Source organism: Azospirillum thermophilum, assembly GCF_003130795.1.
Classification (GTDB): Bacteria; Pseudomonadota; Alphaproteobacteria; order Azospirillales; family Azospirillaceae; genus Azospirillum; species Azospirillum thermophilum.
Genome location: NZ_CP029354.1, coordinates 158533 through 177514, shown reverse-complemented (window position 1 = coordinate 177514; position 18982 = coordinate 158533). Strand labels below are relative to the sequence as shown.

Genomic DNA, 18982 nt, shown 5'->3' with positions numbered 1-18982 from the left:
CGCCGTTGTGCAGGGGATGCACAATGCGGATCAACGCGCCGCCTCCACGGGAGAGGGCGCCTGCCGACTGCGGACATGGGTCGGGTGGTGTCGGGAGAAAGAGTAGCGGGAGCGGCGGCACGCGGCAAGGCCGTTGGATCAACGGTCCTGCGGCTCCGGTGCGTCCGCGGCGGCGAGCGCCGCCGCCTCGACCAGGGCCGGAATGGCGGGATGGCGGCCCATCGCCGGGGTCAGCCAGAGGCGGCGGCCGTCGATCTCGCGGCCGTCGAGACCGCCGCCGCCCTCGCGCAGCAGGGCCGGCAAATCGTGCTCCTCGTGGTTGCCGCCGGACAGCAGGAAGGGGACCACCACCACCCGCTGCGCCGCCGTGACCCGGCGCCAGTCGGAGGCGACCGGCTCCTCGCTGAGGAAGACGGTGCCGACGCCGCCATAGCCGCCCGACGACGCGAGCGTCCGCGCCAGCGCCTCCGTCGCCGCGCGGGAGGCGGAGTCGCGGGAGCTGCCATGGCCGGCGACCAGGACGGCGACGTCGCCGGGCGACAGGCCGGTGCCGGCCAACGCCGCCTGCACGAGGTCGCGGGCGATGCCGGCGATGTCCGGCAGTTCGCCGAGCGGCGGCAGGATCGACCAGCGTTCCGGCTGCCCGGCCTCGGCGAGCAGCGCGGGCAGGACGCGGGTCGCCAGCCCGCCGCGGCAGGTCAGCAGGGGCGCCACCAGAACCCGCGGCGAGCGCATGGCCGCCAGGGCGGCGGCCGGGGACGGCGACTGGCGGGAGAAGCAGGCCGCCACCTCCGCGAAACGGCCGCGCGCCGTCAGGGCCGCCGCCACCGCCGCGGCGATGGTGCCGCCGCTGCCGTCGGGCGTGCCGTGGGCGAAGAGGAGGAGTCCGGTATCGGCGGCCGGCGCGCGGTCCGGCGGCAGCCGGGTCACTGCACCGTCTCCGGCAGCGGCGCCGTCTCGGCGTCGCTCAGGTAGCAGCCGGGATCCTCCGCCCAGGTGTCCCCGGTCGTCTTTTCCGCGCGGATGCGCGTGTTGCCGTTGCAGATGGCGAGATGGGCGCAGCCGGCGCAGCGGCCCTTGACCGGACGCGGCCGGGTCTTCAGCACCGCCATCAGCGGGTCGCCGAGGTCGTTCCAGATGGCGCCGAAGGAGCGGTAGCGGACATTGCCCAGCCGGTGGTGGCCCCACATGGTGTCGGGGTGGACGTCGCCCTGCGTGTCGATGTTGGCGATCCCGACGCCGGAGGCGTTGCCGCCCCAGCGGCGCAGCCGCGCCTGCAGCGCCGGCAGCTTCTCCGGGAAGCGCTGCCGCGCCCACCACAGCAGGTAGACGCCGTCGGCGTCGTTGTTGCCGGTCACGATTTCCCGCCGGCGGCCGGAGCGGACATCGCTCAGCGCCAGATCGAACAGCTGCTCCATCACCCCTCGCGTCGTCGCCTTCAATGCATCGGCACGCCTGTTTACGTCGCCGCGCCCGGCATAGTTCAGGTGCGAGAGATAGAATTTGTCGATGGACTCGCGATCCATCAAGCCGATCAGCGCCGGCAGGTCGCGCGCCGTCGTCTCGGTCAGGGTCAGGCGGATGCCGACGCGCAGGCCGGCCTCCCGGCACAGGCGGATGCCGCGCAACGCCTCGGCGAAGGCGCCGGCGCGGCGGCGGAAGCGGTCGTGCGTCTCCTCCATGCCGTCCAGGCTGATGCCGACATAGTCGTAGCCGACCTCCGCCACCTCGCCGATGCGCCGCTCGTCGATCAGCGTGCCGTTGGTCGACAGCCCGACATAGAAGCCCATCGCCTTCGCCCGCGCGGCGATGCGCGGCAGGTCCGGCCGCATCATCGGCTCGCCCCCCGACAGGATCAGCACCCGCACCCCGGAGAGGTGGAGGTCATCGAGCACGGCGAAGGCCTCCGCCGTCGTCAGCTCGCCCGGGAAGTCGTGGTCGGCGGAGAAGGAGTAGCAGTGCAGGCAGCCGAGGTTGCAGCGGCGCACGAGGTTCCAGATCACCACCGGAGCCTGCCCCATCGGGCCGCCGGTGCCGGCCGGCGGGCGGCGGCCCGATGCGGCAGGTTCCGGTGCGGCGAGGTCGTGCATGAACTGGCTGAGACGGAACATGCTGGCGGTCTCCTTCGCCGGGGCCGGGCCTCAGGCGGTCAGGCGGAACCCGGTCTTCTTCAGGATGCGGGTGCTGTAGAGCACGGCATGGCTGCGGCAGCGGTCGCCCAGGAAGGCGGCCATCTCCGCCACCAGGGCCTCCACCTCGCCGCGGCTCCGGGCATGGACCATGGCGAAGAGGGTGTAGGGCCAGTCGGGCGGATCGGCCGGCCGGCGGTAGCAGTGGCTGACCCAGGGAAGGGCGGCGAACTGCCGCCCGGCCTCGTCCACCCGGTCGGCCGGCACCTCCCACACGCTCATGCCGTTGGCAGTGTAGCCGAGGCGGTAGTGGTTGGGCACCGCGGCGATGCGGCGGATGACGCCGGCGGCCAGCAGCCGGCGGAACCGCTCCAGCACCTCCGCCACCGGCAGGCCGAGGTCGTCGGCGACGGTGTCGAAGGGGGCCGGACCGGCCGGCAGACCGGCCTGGGTCGCGCGGATCAGCCGGCGGTCGGTGTCGTCAAGCCGGTCGGCGGGCGGCTCTGCCGGCAATTGTGCGGTCGGTCCTGCGGTCATGCCCGGAACCTCAGATCCAGCGTATATTCGGCAAGCTTGGGGAAGTTGCGCACCGGCAGGCCGGTCGCCTGCGCGATGGCCCGCAGCACCGTATCCACGCGGTCCGGCCGTTCGGTCGCCACGACGAACCACATGTTCAGCGCATGCTGCCGGGCGTAATTGTGCGCGACCTCCGGAAAGCCGTTGACGATTGCGGCGACGCGGTCGAAGTCGTCGGCCGGCACCGCCAGGGCGGCCAGGGTGAGGCCGCCGCCCAGCCGTTCGGCATGGACCATCGGCCCGAAGCGGCTGAGCACGCCCCGCCCGACCAGCGCCGCCACCCGGCCGGCCACCTCCTCCTCCGACAGGGCGAGGTCGGCGGCGATGCCGGCGAAGGGACGCCGTTCCACCGCGATGCCGTCCTGCAGGCGGTTGACCAGGGCGCGGTCGACCGCGTCGAGCGTTTCGGCGGCGGTGTTGGCGGCGGCGGTGTTGGTGGTGGCGGTCATCGCTGCCCTCCCCCCTCGGTGCGGCCATAGCAGCCGGCGGTCTGCTTGAAGCGGCGCACGGTGAAGAGGATGCGGCGGTCCGCCTCCTCCAGCCCGCAGCGGGCGGCGATGCGCTGCACGCGCCCGGCGACCTCGTCGCGGCTGCGGCCGTGGATCATGGTGTAGAGGGCATAGGGCCATACGGGGGGCCGCGGCGTGCGGCGATAGCAGAGCGAGACGCCGCCGCAGGCGGCGATCCGCCGGCCGGCCTCGTCGATCCGCTCCGCCGGGACGTCCCACACCACCATGGCGTTGGCGGTGTAGCCGAGCGCCTGGTGATCGACGATGACGCCGAAGCGGCCGACCGCCCCGGCCTCGATGAGATGCGCCAGGGCGCGCAGGACATCCTGCTCGCCGATTCCGAGCTCGCCGGCGATGGCGGCATAGGGCCGCTCGACCAGCGGCAGGCCGCGGCGCAGCCGGTGCAGGAGGCGCCCGGCATCGACTGCAGGATCATCGATTGCAGGATCCGCAGCCGCCGGATCCGCAACCGCTCCATCGGCCCTCATCGATCCCATAGCGCGAATCCCAGGTCGAGGTGGTATCCCGCCTCCATCGGCAGGTCGAGCACGGGCAGGCCGGTCTCCGCGGCGATGCGTTCCAGCGCCGCGTCCAGCCGCGGCCGGGTCGGCGCCGTCACCACGAACCACAGGTTCGGGCTGCCCTCGCGCTGGTAGTTGTGGTTGACCTCCTCCACCGCGCTGACCGCGGCGGCGACCGCCTCCAGCCGGCCGGGCGGGACATCCAGGGCCGCCAGCGTGCTCGCCCCCACCGTGTTGGGGCGCAGCGTGACGCCGATGCGTCCGATCGCCCCGGAGTCCGTCAGCCGCGCCAGGCGGTCCAGCACCTCCGCCTCGCCGCAGCCGAGCCGCTCGGCGATGCGGGCGTAGGGGCGCGGGTCGAGGGGGAAGTCCCGCTGGAAGCGGTCGAGAAGCTGGCGGTCGAGCGGGTCCGGCGCGGTCATAGCCCGATCCTGTGCGCGCGGGCGGTGAAGAAGATGCCGCTCGGCTTGTCGGCGGGCAGGGTCGAGACCTCCCGCAGGCTGCCGGTGTCGTAGATCCGCACGGTGTCGAGGTCGCGCACCGACACCCACACCTGCTCGCCGCGCGGCGTGAACTCCATGTGCAGCACGCCCTTGCCGGGGGTGAGGGTGGCGGCGACCGCCAGCGAGGGCACGTCGAGCACCTGGACGAGATGATTGTCGGGCAGCGCGAAGTTCACCCAGATCTGCCGCCCGTCCGGCCGCGCCATGACGAAGACCGGCTGGCCGGCGACGGCGATGCGCCCGACCTCCTGCCAGGTCGTCGCGTCGACCACCAGCACCTCGTGCCGGCCGATGGCGGGCAGGAAGACCTTGCCGTCGGCGAATCCCCAGCCTTCCAGGTGCGGCATCTTGTAGACGGGCAGCGGCTGCTCGCCGCGGCCGTAGCCGTCGAGCACCCGCCGCACCCCCTTGTCCGGGTTCCACAGGTCGAGCACGGCCAGCCCGTCCTCGCCGAACAGGCCGGCGATGTAGTGGCGGCCGTCGGGCGTCACCAGCGCGTCGTAGGGCTGGCGCCCGATGCCCGTGAACTTGCGCACCGCCGGGGCGGCGGGATCGGAGAGATCGGCGATCCAGATCTCCCCGGCATCGTAGAGGCTGAAGACGAAGCGGTTGCCCGGCGCATCCTCCAGCCCGACCACCTTCGACCGCGGCCGGGCGGCGCCGGCCTCGCCGGCCGGGCCGTATTCCGCGGGGATGTCGGCGACGGGATCCAGGCTGTCGGCGTCGAAGACGCGCACGCCGCCCGGCTCGTAGTTCGCCACCGCCACCAGCCGCCCGTCCTCGGAGATGGCGCCGCCGATGCTGTTGCCGGCCTGCTGGACGCGCTTCACCACGGTCGCGGTCAGGAGATCGACCTTGCTGAGGCCGCCGTCGCGCCCGAAGACGAAGGCATAGCGCGCATCGCGGGAGAAGACGGCGGAGGCATGGCTGAGGTCGCCCAGCCCCTCCACCGAGGCCAGCGTCCGGCGGTGGCTGTTCTCCACCACCATCACCCGGCCGGCCGCCCGCTCCACGACGATGCCGAGATCGCCGGTGCCGCGCAGCTCCGCCGCGGAGACGGCGGAGGCGAAGAAGGAGGCGGCGGGCAGCGCGCCGAGAATCAGCCCGAGCAGCGCGCCGCGCATCATGGACATCCGTCCGGTCATTCCCGTTTCCCCTCGCGCAGCCGGCCCTCGCGTAGCCGGCCCTCGCGCAGTTGGTCGATCATCCAGCGCGCCTCGTCCCGCGACAGCAGCGGCGCCCAGGGCGGCATCGGCGTCCCCGCGATGCCCTCCAGCACGAGCTGCGCCAGCGCGTCGGGATCCTTGCCGGCCAGCCCCTCCGGCAGCAGCGGCGCGCCGAGCCCGCCCTTCATCGTCAAGCCGTGGCAGGAGCCGCAGTCATGCACCAGCATCCGGCCGAGCTCCGCCCGCCGGGCGGCGGACATCTCCGGACGCGACGGATCCGGGCTTGGCGGCGGCTCCCCCGCCTGGACGGCGGCGGCCAGCAGCACCACGGCCCCGGCCAGCAGCGGCAGGCGGCTACGCACCGACGGCCTCCGCCACCGGCGGGGCCGCGGCGGCGGCCGTCCAGGCGAGCTGCGGCGCCAGCGCGACCACCTGCCCGATGATGGTCAGGCAGGGCGACGGCAGCGGCCGTTCGGCCACGCGCTCCACGACGTCGGCCAGCGTGGCGGTCAGCATCACCTGCGCGTCGGTCGTGCCGTTCGACACGATGGCGACCGGGGTGGCGGCCGGCAGGCCGGCGGCGACCAGCCGGTGCCGGATCTCGCCCAGGTTCATCAGCGCCATGTAGAAGACCAGCGTCGTCTGCGGGTCGGCGAGGCTCGCCCAGTTGAGGTCCAGCTCCTCGTCGCCGCGGCAATGGCCGGTGACGAAGCGCACGCCGGTGGCAAGCCCGCGGTGGGTCAGCGGGATACCGGCATAGGCGCCGCAGCCGCAGGCGGCGGTGACGCCGGGCACGATCTCGAAGGGGATGCCGGCGGCGGCGGCGGCCAGGGCCTCCTCGCTGCCGCGGCCGAAGATGTAGGGATCGCCGCCCTTCAGCCGGACCACCTGCCGCCCGGCCAGCGCCAGCCGGCAGAGCAGCCCGTTGATCTCCTCCTGCGGGACGGCGTGGCGGCGCGGCTCCTTGCCGACGAAGATGCGCTCGGCCCGCCGCGGCACCAGATCCAGCACGCCCGCCCCGACCAGCCGGTCGTAGACGACGGTGTCCGCCGCCTCGATCAGCCGCCGCGCCTTGACGGTGAGCAGGTCGGGATCGCCCGGACCGGCACCCACCAGAAATACCCGTCCAACCGTCATGGATGGTTCCACCGGATGTGAGACTGCGGGGGGATTCCCGTCTGTTCGCCAGCCTGCCGCCGGGCGGCCGGCGCATCCTTGACTTTGGTTATGTCGAGGCTTCGGTCAGGTCGATCGCGCCATCCCCTGGGCGCCGGCCGGCCGCTCGCTGGCGTAGAAGGCGCGCAGCGTCTCCAGGCAGGCGACCTCCACCGTCCGCCCGCGCGAGCTGACGCCGACGTCGCGCAGCCGCGCCAGCGCCCGCGACAGGCTCTCCGGCTCCATGCCGAGGCGGCTGGCGATGACGGCCTTCTTCAGCGGCAGCTCGATCACCGCCTCCCCCTCGCCGTCGGGGGCGAGGGTCAGCAGGAAGCCGGCCAGCCGGCGGATCGGCGTCAGTTCCTTCAGCGCGCGCAGCTCGCCGTTCAGCCGGCGGTTCCAGCGGCATAGCGCTGCGAGGATGCGGCGCGCGAGCTCCGGGTTGTTCCGCAGGCAGGCGAGGAAGGGCCGGGCGCGCACCCGCACCAGGTCGGCCTCCTCGATCGTCCCGGCGCTGACCGGGTAGTTGCCGCTGGCGAACATGGCGGCCTCGGCGAAGGTGCTGACGGGATGGATGATCTCGACGATGCTCTCCTTGCCGTCCTCGGTCAGCGCGAACAGCTTCACCCGGCCGCGCAGCAGGATGTAGAAGGCGTCGGCCCTGGAGCCGGCGTCGAACAGCGAGGTGCGCGGCGGGAAGACGCCGACCTGCGCGCCGGAGAGGAGCTGCTGCACCTGCTCGGCCGGCAGCCCCTCGAACATCGGCAGGCCGAGGACCGACTGCGGGTCCAGCCGGCGGCTGCGGCAGGCCCGGCCGCGGCAGCGCCCGGTCGGCAACCCGGCATCCCGCACCATGCACACACTGGCGGTGCAACCCATGACACCCTTCCTCCTTCCACTGGCCCGGCTCTCTGGTTCGGCCGGTATCACTGCGACGTCCCGTCGGGGTCGCCGCAGAAGTGCGTCAGCTCTTCCAGGCTGGCGATCGCCACCGCCTGGTCGCGCCGCGTCGTCACCCCGATGCCGCGCAGCTTGGCGAAGGCCCGCGACAGGCTTTCCGGCTGCATGCCCAGCCGCTCCGCCAGCATGTGCTTCTCGCAGGGCAGCAGGATGCGCTGCGGCCCGCGCGCGGCCGGGCCGGTCTGGGCCCTGGCCAGCCCCAGCAGGAAGCTGGCCAGCCTCCGGGTGGTCGAGAGCAGCTTGATCTCGGTGATCTCGTGGACGGTCGCGCGCATGCGGGCGGAGGTCGCGGCCAGCAGCCCCAGCATCACGTCGAAGCGGGCGGCGAGATGGTCGCGGAAGGGCTCCGCCGGCACGCCGAGCGCCAGCCCCTCGGTCAGCGCCCGCGCGTCGGCGACGTGGGTCCCGCCGTCGAGCACGGCCTCGAAGCCGATCAGGTCGCCGGTGCAGCAGATCTCCTGCCCCTTCCCCTCGCCCGAGCGGCCCAGCACGGCGCTTCCCGTCAGCAGGAGCAGGAACTCCTGCGCCGGCGAGTCGGCGGGCACCAGCAGATCCCCGGCGGCGAAGCCGCGCAGCGCGCTGTAGGAGACGAGGCGGCGGCGGTCCTCCTCCGGCAGCAGGGTGAAGGCCGGGGCGTTCGCCACATGATAGGCGACATTCAGGTCCATCGGGATCGACCCTCGGGCTCGGCGCGCAGGCGCAGGGGGTGGAATCGCCCGGCCACGCTACCCAAGGGTGCTTCCCGCTCACTTGACTGTGGTCAAGGCGCGGAGGGCGGCCCCCTGCGACCGGCTGTCCTACCCCGGACGGCCGAGGCCACGGTCATAGCCGCAAAGACCAGGATCGCGAGGGCGTTGCCGAGGCCGCCGCAGGCCCGCAGCTCGACCCGGTCCGTCAGGTCCGCCAGCAGCCGCAGCGCCAGCGAACCGTGCAGGATCGCGACATGCAGGTAGAAGAGCGGCCGGTAGGGCACCGTCACCTTCAGCAGGGCCGGCAGGATGATCGGCGCATGGGCGAACACCATGGTCAGCACGAAGCCGAGGAAGACCGCATGCAGCGCGGCGTCCCGCGCGAAGGCGGCATCCGAGAGGGCGAGCAGGCCGCCGGCCGCCAGCCAGCCATAGCCGCCGAGCAGGCAGACGGCGACATAGCGGACGAGGCCGCCCTGCCGCACCGTCCGGCGGGCGATGTCGTAGCGCAGCAGCCAGGCCGCCAGCGCCAGCAGCCCCGGCCCGACCGGCGCCAGCTCCCCCGCCCGGTCCAGGGACGACAGCACGATCCCGCCGGCAAGCAGGGCGGCGGCGGCGAGGAACAGCGCCGTCCGCCCCGGCGGCGGCTTCAGCAGGCGGCTCAGTTCCAGCCGTTCGCCGGCGATGACCAGGACGAGGAAGCCGATCCACCAGGGCACCGCCTCGGCCAGCGGACGCCCCGCCAGCCAGACGAGGTTGCCGGCCAGCCAGCAGGCGCCGCCGCCCGCCAGCACCGCCGTGTGCAGCGCCGGATGACGCACGGCCATGACGAGACCGCCCGCCAGCATCACGAGTCCGGCCAGCGCGAACAGGCCCGCCGCCACCCCCACCGGACCGCCGGCCACCAGGAGCAGCCCGGCGAGGCCGGAGGCGAGGGGACCGAGGAAGGTCCAGCGCGCGCCGGCGGCGACGGCGCGTTCCAGCCCGATGACCGTGCCGAACAGGCCGGCCACCATCAGCGGGCCGTGATGCAGGGTCAGGTCGGCGGCCGGTCCCGGCAGCGCCACCCCCAGCCGCGCCAGCCCCCCGGCGACGCCCGCCAGCATGGAGAGCGCGGCGAGCGCCAGCAGCGGCGCCCGGCCCAGCCGCACCGGCAGGGACCGGGTCACCGGAGCCGGAGCCGATGCGGCGGCCGGATCACCAGCCGAGCTGCCGGCGTGCATCGTCGCTCATCATCGCAGGGGTCCAGGCCGGCTCCCACACCAGCCGGACGCTGAGGTCGCGCACGCCGGGCAGCGCCTGCCGGATCGCCGCCCGCGCATCCTCGGCGACCGTCTCGCCCAGCGGGCAGGTCGGGGTCGTCAGGGTGATGTCGGTCCGCACGCGCTCCTCCGTCGCCTCGACGGCGTAGACGAGGCCGAGATCGACGATATTCACGCCGACCTCCGGATCCAGCACGGTGCGCAGCGCCTCGCGGACGATCTCCCCGGGAGTCTCCGGGGCCGGACGGGGCGGCCGGCCGTTGGCGTCGGCGGCCTTACGGGTCCAGCGGTTCAGGAATTCCGGCATTGCCATTGCTGCCCTCCACCTCCCGCCGCCGCGGCGGGCAATGGGCATGATGCGGCGCGGGGCCGGCCGGCTCTTTGATCCCGCGCAAGCTTTCAGGCGAATGGGCGGGAGAATGGGTGGCACCCGCCAGCCCCAGGTCGGACAGCAGGGCGCCGACCGGCAGGCCGTAGGCGTCCGCCACCTCGCCCAGCGTCATGAAGGGGGCCATGGCGCAGCCGGGGCAGGCCATGCGGCGCCTGACGAAGACGGCGACCAGCGCCGGCCGTTGCCGCAACAGCTCGCCGACGGTCATCCGGGCGGCCGCCTCGTCGGCGGACGGCACGGCGTCGGGACGGGGCGGCGAAGGGTCCGCGGCCATGGGAAGGGCTCCATCCTGCGATCCAACCGGCGCCAGGATAGGCCGGGGCCCGTCCGGCGACTTTGCGCCGGCGCAAGCAGGCGGGCGGCGGCGGGCAGGCGTCAGCGGGAGGCCGGCGGCAGATCCTCGGCGATGGCGACCAGGGCGTGCGGCTTGCGGATCACCACATGCTGGCGCCCGCTCTCCACCAGCCCCTGCGCCTCCCAGGCCGACAGGGTGCGGCTGACGGTGTGGAGCGTGGTGCCGGTCATCTCCGCCAGATCCTGGCGCGACAGCGGGAAGCCGATCTCCACCCCCGCCTCCACCCGCCGCCCGGCCTGCCGGACCAGCCGCAGCAGGGCATGGGCGATGCGCCGCTCCACCCGCTGGGTCGACAGCTCCCGCAGCCGGTCCTGCACCTCGGCCAGCCGGCCGCCGATGATCCCGAGCGCGTTCAGCGCGATGCGCGGATGCCGCTCCATCAGTGCCGTCATGGCGGCGGGCGTCCAGCGGATCTCGACGCAGTCGGCCACGGCGACGGCGCCCGCCGGATAGACACCGCCCATGAACATCGCCAGCGTGCCGAACATCTCCCCCGGCCCGATGAAGCGGATGACGACCTGCTGCCCCTCCGCCCCGGTCTGGACGATCTTCACCCGCCCGTCGATCAGCGCGTGGCCGCCCGCCCCCTCGTCGCCCTGGGCGAAGATCTGCGCCCCCTTGGGAATGCGGGCGGTCCGCGCCTGACGGACCACGTCGGCCAGCGCCGCGGCGTCGAGCCCGGCGAACAGCGGCATGCCATGGAGGACGGCGGGATCGGGAGCGATGGTCATGGCCCAACCTCTACGCCACTCCCCCGCCGGCGACAAGCAAGGGGCGCCCCCGGGACGGGACGGGCCGGAGGGCAATGATTGCGCTGGCGCAACGACTTTTCGCCGCGAAGCACCTATGGTGCGGCCGACGTCTCTTCCGACCGCAAGCGAGAAAGCCACCCCCATGCACGCCGACAGCCGGACCGGCCAGCTCCTGCACGAGGACCATCACCGCGCCATCGACCTGCTGAACGCGCTCGACCGCTTCCTCGTCCTCACCGGGGAGGACCGCCCGCCGGCCTGCGACGAGCCGGACGCCCGCAAGCTGCTGGCCGACCTGTCGCCCGAGCTTGGCCGCGAGCTGGAGCGTCATTTCGCGCTGGAGGAGGCGCTGTTCCCGCGGATCGCCGCCGCCGGCGCCTATGAGCTGACGGCCGACCTCGACGCCGACCACCAGACGCTGCTGCCGCTGGCCCGCCGCCTCGCCCGGCTGTGCGACCTCGCCCTGCGCGAGGGGTTCGACGAGGAGACCTGGCCGGTCTTCCGCTATTTCGGCCGGGAGCTGGTCGACGGCCTCGTCCTGCATATCCAGAAGGAGGAGGGCAGCCTGCTCGCCGCGGTGGACGAGGTGCTGACGCCGGAGCAGGACGCGCAGCTCGCCGACGCGCAGGCGTCCGCCTGATCCAACAGGCCGGCGCGCGCCGGCGGTCGAACCGCGCCCTGCCCGGGGGGCTCCGGCCCCAGGACAGCGGCATGCCCGAAGACGATGCCCATCCCCTCTTCCTGACCGTCTTCCGGGCGGCGTGCCGGGCCGTCTTCCGGGCCGCGTGCCCCCCGCGCCCGCCAATCCCCTCCGGGGGACAATAGCGGCTGCCCCCTGCCGGGGAGCACGCAAGCCCCGGGTCCGGCGCCCCGCCGGCCATTCCATGCTCAGCAAGAAAATTACTTCCCTGCAGAAGAAAATGCGCGTTTTTGTCGCATGTCGTGGCTTATTGGAAAATTTCCTTTGCGCTGGCGTCACACCTGCATAATTTATCGATACATAAGGGAAATGAAATATCCTTGCAGAGGCGACATACAATTATATGAAACACAATCGAATGAGATTTTGATTTCCATCATACTTTGGTGTGGCCGCCAAAAGACTTGATGAATTCGATTGATATATTTTCCGGCGGCATACCGAAACCCTTCATCGGCGAGGCGCTTAATGGAAGAATCCATCAGAAACTTGCTGCAAGCGGCTCTGTACGACTGCTGTACTCCGGCCTTCACGAAAGGCGTGATTTCACACAGGGTGTTCGAGTCCGTCGTCAACGTCGCCTGCGGCGACCTGGATGTCTTCACGAAGAAGGATCCCGCGGCGAACAATGATTCCCACCGGGTCGCCCACGCCTATTCCTCCTACCGGGCCGTGCTGCACTACCGGCTGGCGCACGCGCTGGCGACCTCTCCGGAATGCCGGGATCTGGCGACGGCGGAAGAGCTCGACGCCAACGCGCACCTGATCTCCTGCCGGGGAAAGCTGCTGTCGGGGGCGGAAATCCACCACCGCTGCAGCATCGGCCTGCGCTTCATCCTCGACCACGGCTATGGAACCGTGATCGGCGAGACCACCCGGATCGGCGACGACTGCTACGTGCTCGGCAGCGTCACGCTCGGGGCGACCGGCATCGCCGGCAACCCCGCGGCGAAGCGGCATCCGACCATCGGCAACCGCGTCCAGATCGGCGCCTTCTCCCGGATCTTCGGCCCGGTCACCATCGGCGACGACGTCTTCATCGGGCCGCACTGCGTGATCAAGGAGGACATCCCCTCGGGCTCGACCGTCATGCTGAAGACGGCGCTCCAGATCACCCGCACCGAGCGCGGCGTCTTCCAGATGCCCGCCGCGCGGCCGGCCGCGCCGGGACCGATACAGGGCTGACCGGCCGCAGCCGCCCGCCCGCCCGCCTGCCCCCGGGCCGCCCACTCCGGGCGCCGGGCACCGGACCGGCTTTCCCGATTGTTCCCAGAAAACCAGGATCGACCAGATGACGATGCTCAGCCGAGCCACCCGCAAGCTCTACTACGAGGATGCCTACCGGAAGCGCTGCACGGCCGCCGTGGTCAAGACCGGCGCCGACCATGTCGAGCTGGACGCGACGGTCGCCTATCCCGAGGGCGGCGGGCAGGAGGCCGATTGCGGCGTCATCCGCACGGCCGGCGGCGAGGTCCTGCGGTTCATCGGCGCGCGGAAGCTCTACGGCAGCCCCGTCAACCTGCCGGACGTCCCCGACATCGAGGCCGGCGGGGTGATCCAGCACATCGTCCATCCGGACGACGTCGCCGCGTTGAGCCGTCTCGCCGCCGGCGAGGCCGCCGAAATCGAGATCGACGCCGACCGGCGCAGCCGGCTGTCGCTGAGCCACACCGCCTCGCACCTCCTCTATATCGCCATCGGCATGGTGCGCGCCGACCTCGACGTGATCGGATGCCACATCAAGCCGGACGGCGCCCGGTTCGACTTCCGGGTCCGGGACCGCTTCACGGAGACCGAGATCAGGACCATCGAGACCCTCGCCAACGGCTTCGTCGAGCGGGCGAGCGACATCAGGACCTACTCCCACGACACCGTCCCGGACGCCCGCTACTGGGAATGCGAGGGGCATGTCATCCCCTGCGGCGGAACGCACCTCGACAACACCCGGGCGGTCGGGCCGCTGCAGGTGAAGAGAAAGAACCTCGGCGCCGGCAAGGAGCGCATCTCCTGCAGCTTCGCCGAGGCCCGCTACGACCTGGGCCGATACCACTGAGCAGACCCTCGGTTCCCCGGCACCGGCTCCGGGCCGCGATGGCCGGTGCGGGGCCGTGCCGACGCCATCGATCGCGATAGGGAAGGCCGCGAATGCGCGCAGTCGAACAGAATCCGCCGACGGGCCGGCCGACGGCCGCGCCCGTCGCGACGCCACTCCTCGAATTGCTCCCCGGGGTGCTCGTCAAGCTGGAATGCAACAATCCGGGAGGCAGCCACAAGGTCCGTGCCGCGAGGCACATCGTTCAGCGGGCGCTCGACCGGGGCGAGATCGTTCCCGGCGTCACCACGGTGATCGAGAAGACCGGGGGCAACTTCGGCTTCGGCCTGGCCGTCGCCTGCCGCGACATCGGCGTGCCGGTCGAGCTGGCGGTGGGCCTCGGCTTCAGTCCGGTCAAGCGCCGCTGCCTGGAGATGTTCGGGGCCAGGCTCATCGGCATCCCGATGCTGGAGGCCGGCGCCACCCCGCGCGAGGTGGTGGAGTGGCACCTGGCCAGGGGCAAGGAGCTGGGCAGGCAGTACCATTACACCGACCAGTTCAACAATCCGGCCAGTCTGGCGGCGCACGAGTTCGAGACCGGACCGGAGATCGCCGGCCAGCTCGCCGCGCGGGACGAGGTGACGTCGCTGACCTTCGTCTCCTGCGCCGGCACCGGCGCCTGCCTGTCGGGCGTCGCGCGCGCGCTGCGGACGGCCGGCTACGACGTCGAGGTGGTGCTGGTGGAGCCCGCGGGATGCGATTCGCGCAACGGCGTCTTCGTCGACCACCGTCTGGAAGGGGCGTCCGTCGGGGTGGCGCCGCCCATGGTCGACTGGAGCATGGTCAGCCATGCGGCCCCCGTCAGCGCCGAGGAGATGGCCGCGACCCAGCGGGAGTTCGCGGCCCGCACCGGATACTTCGTCGGCAACAGCTCCGCCGCGTGCCTGCACGTCGCGCAGTCGCTGTCGCACCGGGCCACCAAGACGCACAAGATCCTGGCGATCATCTACGACCATGGGCTGTGGTACTTCAAACACTGACGATAATTCCGGGATCTTTGCATGACGCTCGATTTCCTGCCGGATGAACTCAAGGAGTTCCACCGGTTCGAACATGACGGCTGGGAGTCCGTTTCCGGGCTTTACGGCGACTGCTGGGAAGGCCTGACCAACGCCTTCGTTCCGGCCCTCATCGAGGCCGTCGCCCCGCTGGACGGGGTGCGTCTTCTCGACCTCGCGACCGGCCTCGGCTATGCGGCGGACGCCGCGCGCTCCGGCGGAGCCGCCGCGACGGGGCTCGACTTCTCCGCGAGCATGATCGACCGGGCGCGGGCGCGCTATCCGGAGGTCAGGTTTCTCCAGGGCGACGTCCATCGCCTGCCGCTGGAGGACGGGGAGTTCGACGCCGCCGTGGTGAATTTCGGCGTCCAGCATTTCGCCGACCTCCAGCGGGCCTTCTCCGAGATCGCGCGCGTGCTGCGGCCGGGGGGGCGGCTCGCCCTGACCATCTGGGCCGACGGCGCGCTGAACGAAGGGGCCGGCGTCCTGGAACGCGCGCTCGACGCCCACGCCGCGCGGGACAGCCGGGTGCCGCGGGGGCCGTCCTACCTCGAACTGTGCGACGACCGCGCCCGGATCGGGCTGCTGCGCTCGAACGGCTTCGATGCGGAGAGCGTCTCGACCCGCACCGTCCGCGTCGACTGGCAGGTTCCCAGCGCCGACCACCTCTACTGGGCCGAGCACACCGCGTCGGTCCGGTCGGGCGCGCGGCTGCGCGAGCAGGACGAGGCGACCGCCCGGCGCATCCGCAGCGACATGGCGGCGGACGTCGAGAGGCGGTACCTGCGCGACGGCGTCATCCGCATTCCGATGGCGGCCCACGTGGTCGCCGCGCGGCGGCTGTGATGCCGCACCGTCATGCACCGGCAGTGAAGGGAACGGGGATCATGGCCACAGACACGGCGCGCTGGAGCATGGTCGCGGTGGCGGCGGGAACCGTGATGCTCGTCACCATGGGATCGCGGCAGACGATGGGCCTGTTCGTCCCCGATCTGATCTTCGCGACCGGGCTCGACATTTCCGTCATCAGCCTCGCCCTGGCGATGGCCCAGTTCATCTGGGGCGCGATCCAGCCGGTCGCCGGCGCGGCGGCCGACCGTTACGGGGCCGGGCGGGTGCTCGCGGCCGGGATGCTTCTCCTGGTGCTGGGCAACGCCATGCTGCCGCTGGTCGACGGCGTGTGGGCGGTCGTCCTGGCGCTCGGCATCCTGCCGGCGGTCGGCACCGGGATCGGCAGCTTCTCGGTCCTGATCGGCGCCACCGCCCGGCGGCTGCCGGCGGCGAAGCGGCCGATGGCGGCGAACGTCATCAGCACCGGCGGATCCATCGGCCAGTTCCTGTTTCCGCCGGTGACGCAGAAGCTGATCGTCGTGCTGGGATGGGCGGGCGCGATGTGGTCGCTGGCGGCCGTGGCCCTGGCCGCGCTGCCCCTGGCGCTGGCCCTGCGCGGACAGCCGCGGGAGGCCGGCGGGGAGGCGGGCGGCGACCTGCTGCCGGGGGCCGGCGGGGGCGCCCTGGCGTCCATCCGCCACGCCCTGACGGTTCCGAGCTATCTCCTGCTCACGGCCGGCTTCTTCACCTGCGGCTTCCACATCGCCTTCCTGATGACCCACATGCCGGGCGAGGTCCGGCTCTGCGGCCAGTCCGCGAGCGTCGCCAGCTGGGCGCTGTCCATCATCGGACTGACCAACATCGCGGGCAGCTTTCTGGCCGGGCTCCTCAGCCAGCGTTTCGAGAACAGGTACATCCTGTTCTGGATCTACGGCCTGCGCGGGCTCTTCGTCTCGCTCTACCTCGTCGGGCCGAAGGACGAGCTCACCTTCTACATCTTCGCGGCGGGGCTGGGGCTGACCTGGCTCGCGACGGTGCCGCCGACCATCGGCGTGATCGCCAAGCTGTTCGGGAGCAGCCGGATCGGCACCCTGTTCGGCATGGCGCTGATGTTCCACCAGATCGGCGGGTTCCTCGGCGCCTGGCTCGGCGGCCTGGCCGTCGCGCGGTTCGGGAGCTTCGACTGGATGTGGTATGCCGATGTCGTGCTCGCCTTTGCGGCGGCGCTGCTGAACCTGCCGATCCGCGAGACCCCGGCCGTGGCACGGGCCCCGCAACTCCAGTCGGCGTGACGCGGCATGGACAGGATCGCTTCCGGGGACGGCGCGGCGCCCTGCGCCGGCCATCCCGCACCCGGCCGCGCGGCGGGACGGGCGCCCACGATCTCCTGCGACGTGCTCGTCGTCGGCGGCGGCTGTGCCGGCGTCGCCGTGGCGGCCGGCCTGCGGCGCCGGCGCCCGGACTGTTCGATCGTCATGGTCGAGCCGAGGGCCGAACACCATTACCAGCCGGGATGGACGCTGGTCGGCGCCGGCGTCCTGGACGTGCGGCGCACCGTGCGGCCGCAGGCGGCCCTGCTTCCGGACGGCGTGACCTGGATCCGGAACACGGCAACCGCCTTCGAGCCGGAACACGCCACGGTGGTTCTGCAGGGCGGCGACCGCATCCGCTACCGGGTGCTGGTCGTCTGCACCGGCATCAAGCTGGACTGGACCGCCATCGAAGGGCTCGCCGAGACCCTGGGGCGCAACGGCGTCACCTCCAACTACCGGATCGACACGGCGCCCTACACCTGGGCGCTGGTGCGCGCGCTGCGCGGAGGGCGGGCGCTGTTCACCCAGCCCGAGATGCCGATCAAATGCGCCGGCGCACCGCAAAAGGCGCTCTACCTGTCCTGCAGCACGTGGGAGAGGCGGGGGGTGCTCGACGCCATCGACGTCCGGTTCCACAACGCCAACGCGGTGCTGTTCGGTGTTCCGGACTATGTCCCCAGCCTGGAAGGCTATGTCCGGCGCTACGGCGCCCGGATCACCTTCCAGTCCGTCCTGAGAAAGGTCGATGGTCCGGCGCGCAAGGCCTGGTTCGAGGTCCGGGGCGACGGCGGCGCCGTCTCCCTGCGGGAGGAGAGCTTCGATCTCCTTCACGTGACCCCGCCGCAGACGACGCCGGACGCGGTGCGCGCCAGCCCGCTGGTCAACGCCGCGGGGTGGGTGGAGGTCGACCACCACACCCTGCAGCACACCCGCTACGGGACGATCTTCGGATTGGGCGACGCATGCTCGGCACCCAACGCGAAAACCGCCGCCGCCGTGCGCAGACAGGCGCCGGTCGTGGTCCTCAACGTGCTGTCGGTGCTGGACGGGCGAAGCCCCTGTGCCGTCTATGACGGGTACGGATCCTGTCCCCTGACCGTCGAGCACGGCAAGGTGGTGCTCGCCGAATTCGGCTACAATGGCAAGCTGATGCCCTCCCTGCCGTGGGACAGCACGAAGCCCCGTCGCAGCGCCTGGATCGCCAAGACCCGTCTTTTCCCGCACCTCTACTGGAATGCGATGCTGCGCGGGCGCAACACCTTCCCGTGATCCCGCCCCGGCCGGCGGGAGGCGGGGGCGCCGCCGGCGCGGCCGTCCCTGTGAAACAATCTCCAATTGCGCCGCCCGGCTTCTCCCGGTAGTAGCCCGGACACCGCCCCATTTCGAGAGGCCGCCTCCTCACCGCCGGCGAACCGCGCTGTTTTGGATGCGATTTCGAACCAATTCCTCCCAAAGCCGATACCTCTTTCCCCCCGTTGTTCCCGACCCAATCCCATCGATATGGTCTGTTCAGCAAGTAAATCAGAGAACTGAATAGAGAATTCCTAATACTCTCCGTCAGCGCCCCGGGCGCCGACCGACAATAGAGACAATCATAAGGAATGCCGCTATGGCCGGGGTCAGAAACGCTATTGTTATCGGCTCCCTGTTGGCCTGCGCCGGTGGTGCGGCCCATTCGGGACAGCTCGTCTATCGGCCGGTCAACCCGTCCTTCGGGGGCGATCCGTTCAACAGCTCCCACCTGCTGGGCATCGCGAACGCCATCGACAAATACAAGGATCCCAGTGCCGTCGATCCGTTCAGCCTGCTCGACCGGCAGAACCCGCAGGCCCTTCTGAACGAACAGCTCCAGCAGCAGGTGACGCAGGGCGTCAACGGCAACGCCATCGACAGCGTGCTGTCGCAGAATTCCGGCAACTACACGCTGGGCAGCTCGAAGGTCTCGATCAGCCCGAACGCCGACGGGCAGACCCGGCGCATCGTCCTGCAGAACCTCGATACCGGGGCGCAGACCGTCTACGACGTACCGCTGGCCGGCAGCGCCGCCGGCAGGTGATCCGGCAGCGGGCGATCCGGGGAC

General features: G+C 71.7%; 23 protein-coding genes. 8 read left to right on the top strand and 15 right to left on the bottom strand.

Translation table 11 applies throughout. The features are described from left to right. Window positions 1–138: 138 nt before the first annotated feature. The 15 genes from DEW08_RS19070 to DEW08_RS19000 form a co-directional block, all read right to left on the bottom strand. Window positions 139–930, bottom strand: coding sequence for a CbiX/SirB N-terminal domain-containing protein (locus DEW08_RS19070; RefSeq protein ID WP_168220425.1), 792 nt, complete (start codon window positions 928–930; stop codon window positions 139–141). Further along, a complete protein-coding gene (gene nirJ, locus DEW08_RS19065) occupies window positions 927–2111 on the bottom strand; it encodes a heme d1 biosynthesis radical SAM protein NirJ (RefSeq protein WP_109330258.1) in 1185 nt (394 codons plus the stop codon). The genes DEW08_RS19070 and nirJ overlap by 4 nt, the downstream gene beginning before the upstream one ends. 30 nt (window positions 2112–2141) lie before the next feature. Beyond that, window positions 2142–2666, bottom strand: coding sequence for a siroheme decarboxylase subunit beta (gene ahbB, locus DEW08_RS19060; protein WP_109330256.1), 525 nt, complete (start codon window positions 2664–2666; stop codon window positions 2142–2144). Continuing rightward, the gene (locus tag DEW08_RS19055; protein ID WP_109330254.1) at window positions 2663–3154 is read right to left on the bottom strand and encodes an Lrp/AsnC family transcriptional regulator; all 492 of its coding nucleotides are present in this window, start codon (window positions 3152–3154) and stop codon (window positions 2663–2665) included. The genes ahbB (DEW08_RS19060) and DEW08_RS19055 overlap by 4 nt, the downstream gene beginning before the upstream one ends. Next, complete coding sequence (gene ahbB, locus DEW08_RS19050) at window positions 3151–3711, bottom strand: siroheme decarboxylase subunit beta (RefSeq protein ID WP_245986755.1); 561 nt, start codon at window positions 3709–3711, stop codon at window positions 3151–3153. Before ahbB (DEW08_RS19050) ends, DEW08_RS19055 begins: the two co-directional genes overlap by 4 nt. Then, window positions 3699–4157: an Lrp/AsnC family transcriptional regulator gene (locus DEW08_RS19045; protein WP_109330249.1), complete on the bottom strand. Its 459-nt coding sequence runs from the start codon at window positions 4155–4157 to the stop codon at window positions 3699–3701. Before DEW08_RS19045 ends, ahbB (DEW08_RS19050) begins: the two co-directional genes overlap by 13 nt. Then, window positions 4154–5383: a cytochrome D1 domain-containing protein gene (locus DEW08_RS19040; RefSeq protein WP_109330247.1), complete on the bottom strand. Its 1230-nt coding sequence runs from the start codon at window positions 5381–5383 to the stop codon at window positions 4154–4156. The genes DEW08_RS19045 and DEW08_RS19040 overlap by 4 nt, the downstream gene beginning before the upstream one ends. Continuing rightward, on the bottom strand, window positions 5380–5766 hold the full coding sequence (locus tag DEW08_RS19035) for a c-type cytochrome (protein ID WP_245986753.1): 387 nt from the start codon (window positions 5764–5766) through the stop codon (window positions 5380–5382). The genes DEW08_RS19040 and DEW08_RS19035 overlap by 4 nt, the downstream gene beginning before the upstream one ends. Beyond that, on the bottom strand, window positions 5759–6541 hold the full coding sequence (gene cobA, locus DEW08_RS19030) for a uroporphyrinogen-III C-methyltransferase (RefSeq protein WP_109330245.1): 783 nt from the start codon (window positions 6539–6541) through the stop codon (window positions 5759–5761). The genes DEW08_RS19035 and cobA overlap by 8 nt, the downstream gene beginning before the upstream one ends. 105 nt (window positions 6542–6646) lie before the next feature. Continuing rightward, on the bottom strand, window positions 6647–7438 hold the full coding sequence (locus tag DEW08_RS19025; protein WP_109330243.1) for a cyclic nucleotide-binding domain-containing protein: 792 nt from the start codon (window positions 7436–7438) through the stop codon (window positions 6647–6649). A gap of 47 nt (window positions 7439–7485) precedes the next feature. Next, window positions 7486–8187, bottom strand: a complete 702-nt coding sequence (locus DEW08_RS19020) for a Crp/Fnr family transcriptional regulator (RefSeq protein ID WP_109330241.1) — start codon at window positions 8185–8187, stop codon at window positions 7486–7488. A 92-nt stretch (window positions 8188–8279) separates the two neighbouring features. Further along, a complete protein-coding gene (locus DEW08_RS19015) occupies window positions 8280–9431 on the bottom strand; it encodes a hypothetical protein (protein WP_211107275.1) in 1152 nt (383 codons plus the stop codon). After that, entirely contained in the window at window positions 9406–9783 is a 378-nt protein-coding gene (locus DEW08_RS19010; protein WP_211107273.1) for a metal-sulfur cluster assembly factor, read from the bottom strand. The genes DEW08_RS19015 and DEW08_RS19010 overlap by 26 nt, the downstream gene beginning before the upstream one ends. Then, on the bottom strand, window positions 9746–10135 hold the full coding sequence (locus DEW08_RS19005) for a DUF1858 domain-containing protein (RefSeq protein ID WP_109330237.1): 390 nt from the start codon (window positions 10133–10135) through the stop codon (window positions 9746–9748). Before DEW08_RS19005 ends, DEW08_RS19010 begins: the two co-directional genes overlap by 38 nt. Window positions 10136–10236: 101 nt before the next feature. Continuing rightward, the gene (locus tag DEW08_RS19000) at window positions 10237–10947 is read right to left on the bottom strand and encodes a Crp/Fnr family transcriptional regulator (protein WP_109330235.1); all 711 of its coding nucleotides are present in this window, start codon (window positions 10945–10947) and stop codon (window positions 10237–10239) included. A gap of 163 nt (window positions 10948–11110) precedes the next feature. Here DEW08_RS19000 and DEW08_RS18995 point away from each other — a divergent pair, with 163 nt between their 5' ends. The 8 genes from DEW08_RS18995 to DEW08_RS18960 all read left to right on the top strand — a co-directional run bounded on the left by DEW08_RS18995 (window position 11111) and on the right by DEW08_RS18960 (window position 18958). Next, entirely contained in the window at window positions 11111–11608 is a 498-nt protein-coding gene (locus DEW08_RS18995) for a hemerythrin domain-containing protein (protein ID WP_109330233.1), read from the top strand. A gap of 615 nt (window positions 11609–12223) precedes the next feature. After that, a complete protein-coding gene (locus tag DEW08_RS18990; RefSeq protein ID WP_211107271.1) occupies window positions 12224–12853 on the top strand; it encodes a serine O-acetyltransferase in 630 nt (209 codons plus the stop codon). A gap of 106 nt (window positions 12854–12959) precedes the next feature. Further along, window positions 12960–13721: an alanyl-tRNA editing protein gene (locus DEW08_RS18985; RefSeq protein ID WP_109330229.1), complete on the top strand. Its 762-nt coding sequence runs from the start codon at window positions 12960–12962 to the stop codon at window positions 13719–13721. 92 nt (window positions 13722–13813) lie between these two features. Next, window positions 13814–14740, top strand: a complete 927-nt coding sequence (locus tag DEW08_RS18980) for a PLP-dependent cysteine synthase family protein (protein ID WP_109330227.1) — start codon at window positions 13814–13816, stop codon at window positions 14738–14740. Between the two features lie 21 nt (window positions 14741–14761). Beyond that, entirely contained in the window at window positions 14762–15604 is an 843-nt protein-coding gene (locus DEW08_RS18975; RefSeq protein WP_109330225.1) for a class I SAM-dependent methyltransferase, read from the top strand. A gap of 41 nt (window positions 15605–15645) precedes the next feature. After that, window positions 15646–16881 (top strand): MFS transporter, encoded by a 1236-nt coding sequence (locus tag DEW08_RS18970; protein WP_181449461.1) that lies wholly within the window; start codon window positions 15646–15648, stop codon window positions 16879–16881. Window positions 16882–16887: 6 nt separating this feature from the next. Further along, entirely contained in the window at window positions 16888–18171 is a 1284-nt protein-coding gene (locus tag DEW08_RS18965) for an NAD(P)/FAD-dependent oxidoreductase (RefSeq protein ID WP_109330223.1), read from the top strand. Window positions 18172–18511: 340 nt separating this feature from the next. After that, on the top strand, window positions 18512–18958 hold the full coding sequence (locus DEW08_RS18960) for a curli assembly protein CsgF (RefSeq protein ID WP_109330221.1): 447 nt from the start codon (window positions 18512–18514) through the stop codon (window positions 18956–18958). The last annotated feature ends 24 nt before the right edge of the window (window positions 18959–18982 follow it).

Excerpts from the sequence above, each read along its gene's own strand:
- ahbB (WP_109330256.1), bottom strand. The coding sequence starts at position 2,666 with ATGACCGCAGGACCGACCGCACAATTGCCGGCAGAGCCGCCCGCCGAC.
- DEW08_RS18995 (WP_109330233.1), top strand. The coding sequence starts at position 11,111 with ATGCACGCCGACAGCCGGACCGGCCAGCTCCTGCACGAGGACCATCAC.
- cobA (WP_109330245.1), bottom strand. The coding sequence starts at position 6,541 with ATGACGGTTGGACGGGTATTTCTGGTGGGTGCCGGTCCGGGCGATCCC.
- DEW08_RS19055 (WP_109330254.1), bottom strand. The coding sequence starts at position 3,154 with ATGACCGCCACCACCAACACCGCCGCCGCCAACACCGCCGCCGAAACG.
- DEW08_RS19040 (WP_109330247.1), bottom strand. The coding sequence starts at position 5,383 with ATGACCGGACGGATGTCCATGATGCGCGGCGCGCTGCTCGGGCTGATT.
- DEW08_RS18970 (WP_181449461.1), top strand. The coding sequence starts at position 15,646 with ATGGCCACAGACACGGCGCGCTGGAGCATGGTCGCGGTGGCGGCGGGA.
- DEW08_RS18985 (WP_109330229.1), top strand. The coding sequence starts at position 12,960 with ATGACGATGCTCAGCCGAGCCACCCGCAAGCTCTACTACGAGGATGCC.
- DEW08_RS18975 (WP_109330225.1), top strand. The coding sequence starts at position 14,762 with ATGACGCTCGATTTCCTGCCGGATGAACTCAAGGAGTTCCACCGGTTC.
- DEW08_RS18980 (WP_109330227.1), top strand. The coding sequence starts at position 13,814 with ATGCGCGCAGTCGAACAGAATCCGCCGACGGGCCGGCCGACGGCCGCG.
- DEW08_RS19025 (WP_109330243.1), bottom strand. The coding sequence starts at position 7,438 with ATGGGTTGCACCGCCAGTGTGTGCATGGTGCGGGATGCCGGGTTGCCG.
- DEW08_RS18965 (WP_109330223.1), top strand. The coding sequence starts at position 16,888 with ATGGACAGGATCGCTTCCGGGGACGGCGCGGCGCCCTGCGCCGGCCAT.
- DEW08_RS19015 (WP_211107275.1), bottom strand. The coding sequence starts at position 9,431 with ATGCACGCCGGCAGCTCGGCTGGTGATCCGGCCGCCGCATCGGCTCCG.
- DEW08_RS19000 (WP_109330235.1), bottom strand. The coding sequence starts at position 10,947 with ATGACCATCGCTCCCGATCCCGCCGTCCTCCATGGCATGCCGCTGTTC.
- DEW08_RS18960 (WP_109330221.1), top strand. The coding sequence starts at position 18,512 with ATGGCCGGGGTCAGAAACGCTATTGTTATCGGCTCCCTGTTGGCCTGC.
- nirJ (WP_109330258.1), bottom strand. The coding sequence starts at position 2,111 with ATGTTCCGTCTCAGCCAGTTCATGCACGACCTCGCCGCACCGGAACCT.
- DEW08_RS19045 (WP_109330249.1), bottom strand. The coding sequence starts at position 4,157 with ATGACCGCGCCGGACCCGCTCGACCGCCAGCTTCTCGACCGCTTCCAG.
- ahbB (WP_245986755.1), bottom strand. The coding sequence starts at position 3,711 with ATGGGATCGATGAGGGCCGATGGAGCGGTTGCGGATCCGGCGGCTGCG.
- DEW08_RS19005 (WP_109330237.1), bottom strand. The coding sequence starts at position 10,135 with ATGGCCGCGGACCCTTCGCCGCCCCGTCCCGACGCCGTGCCGTCCGCC.
- DEW08_RS19010 (WP_211107273.1), bottom strand. The coding sequence starts at position 9,783 with ATGGCAATGCCGGAATTCCTGAACCGCTGGACCCGTAAGGCCGCCGAC.
- DEW08_RS19020 (WP_109330241.1), bottom strand. The coding sequence starts at position 8,187 with ATGGACCTGAATGTCGCCTATCATGTGGCGAACGCCCCGGCCTTCACC.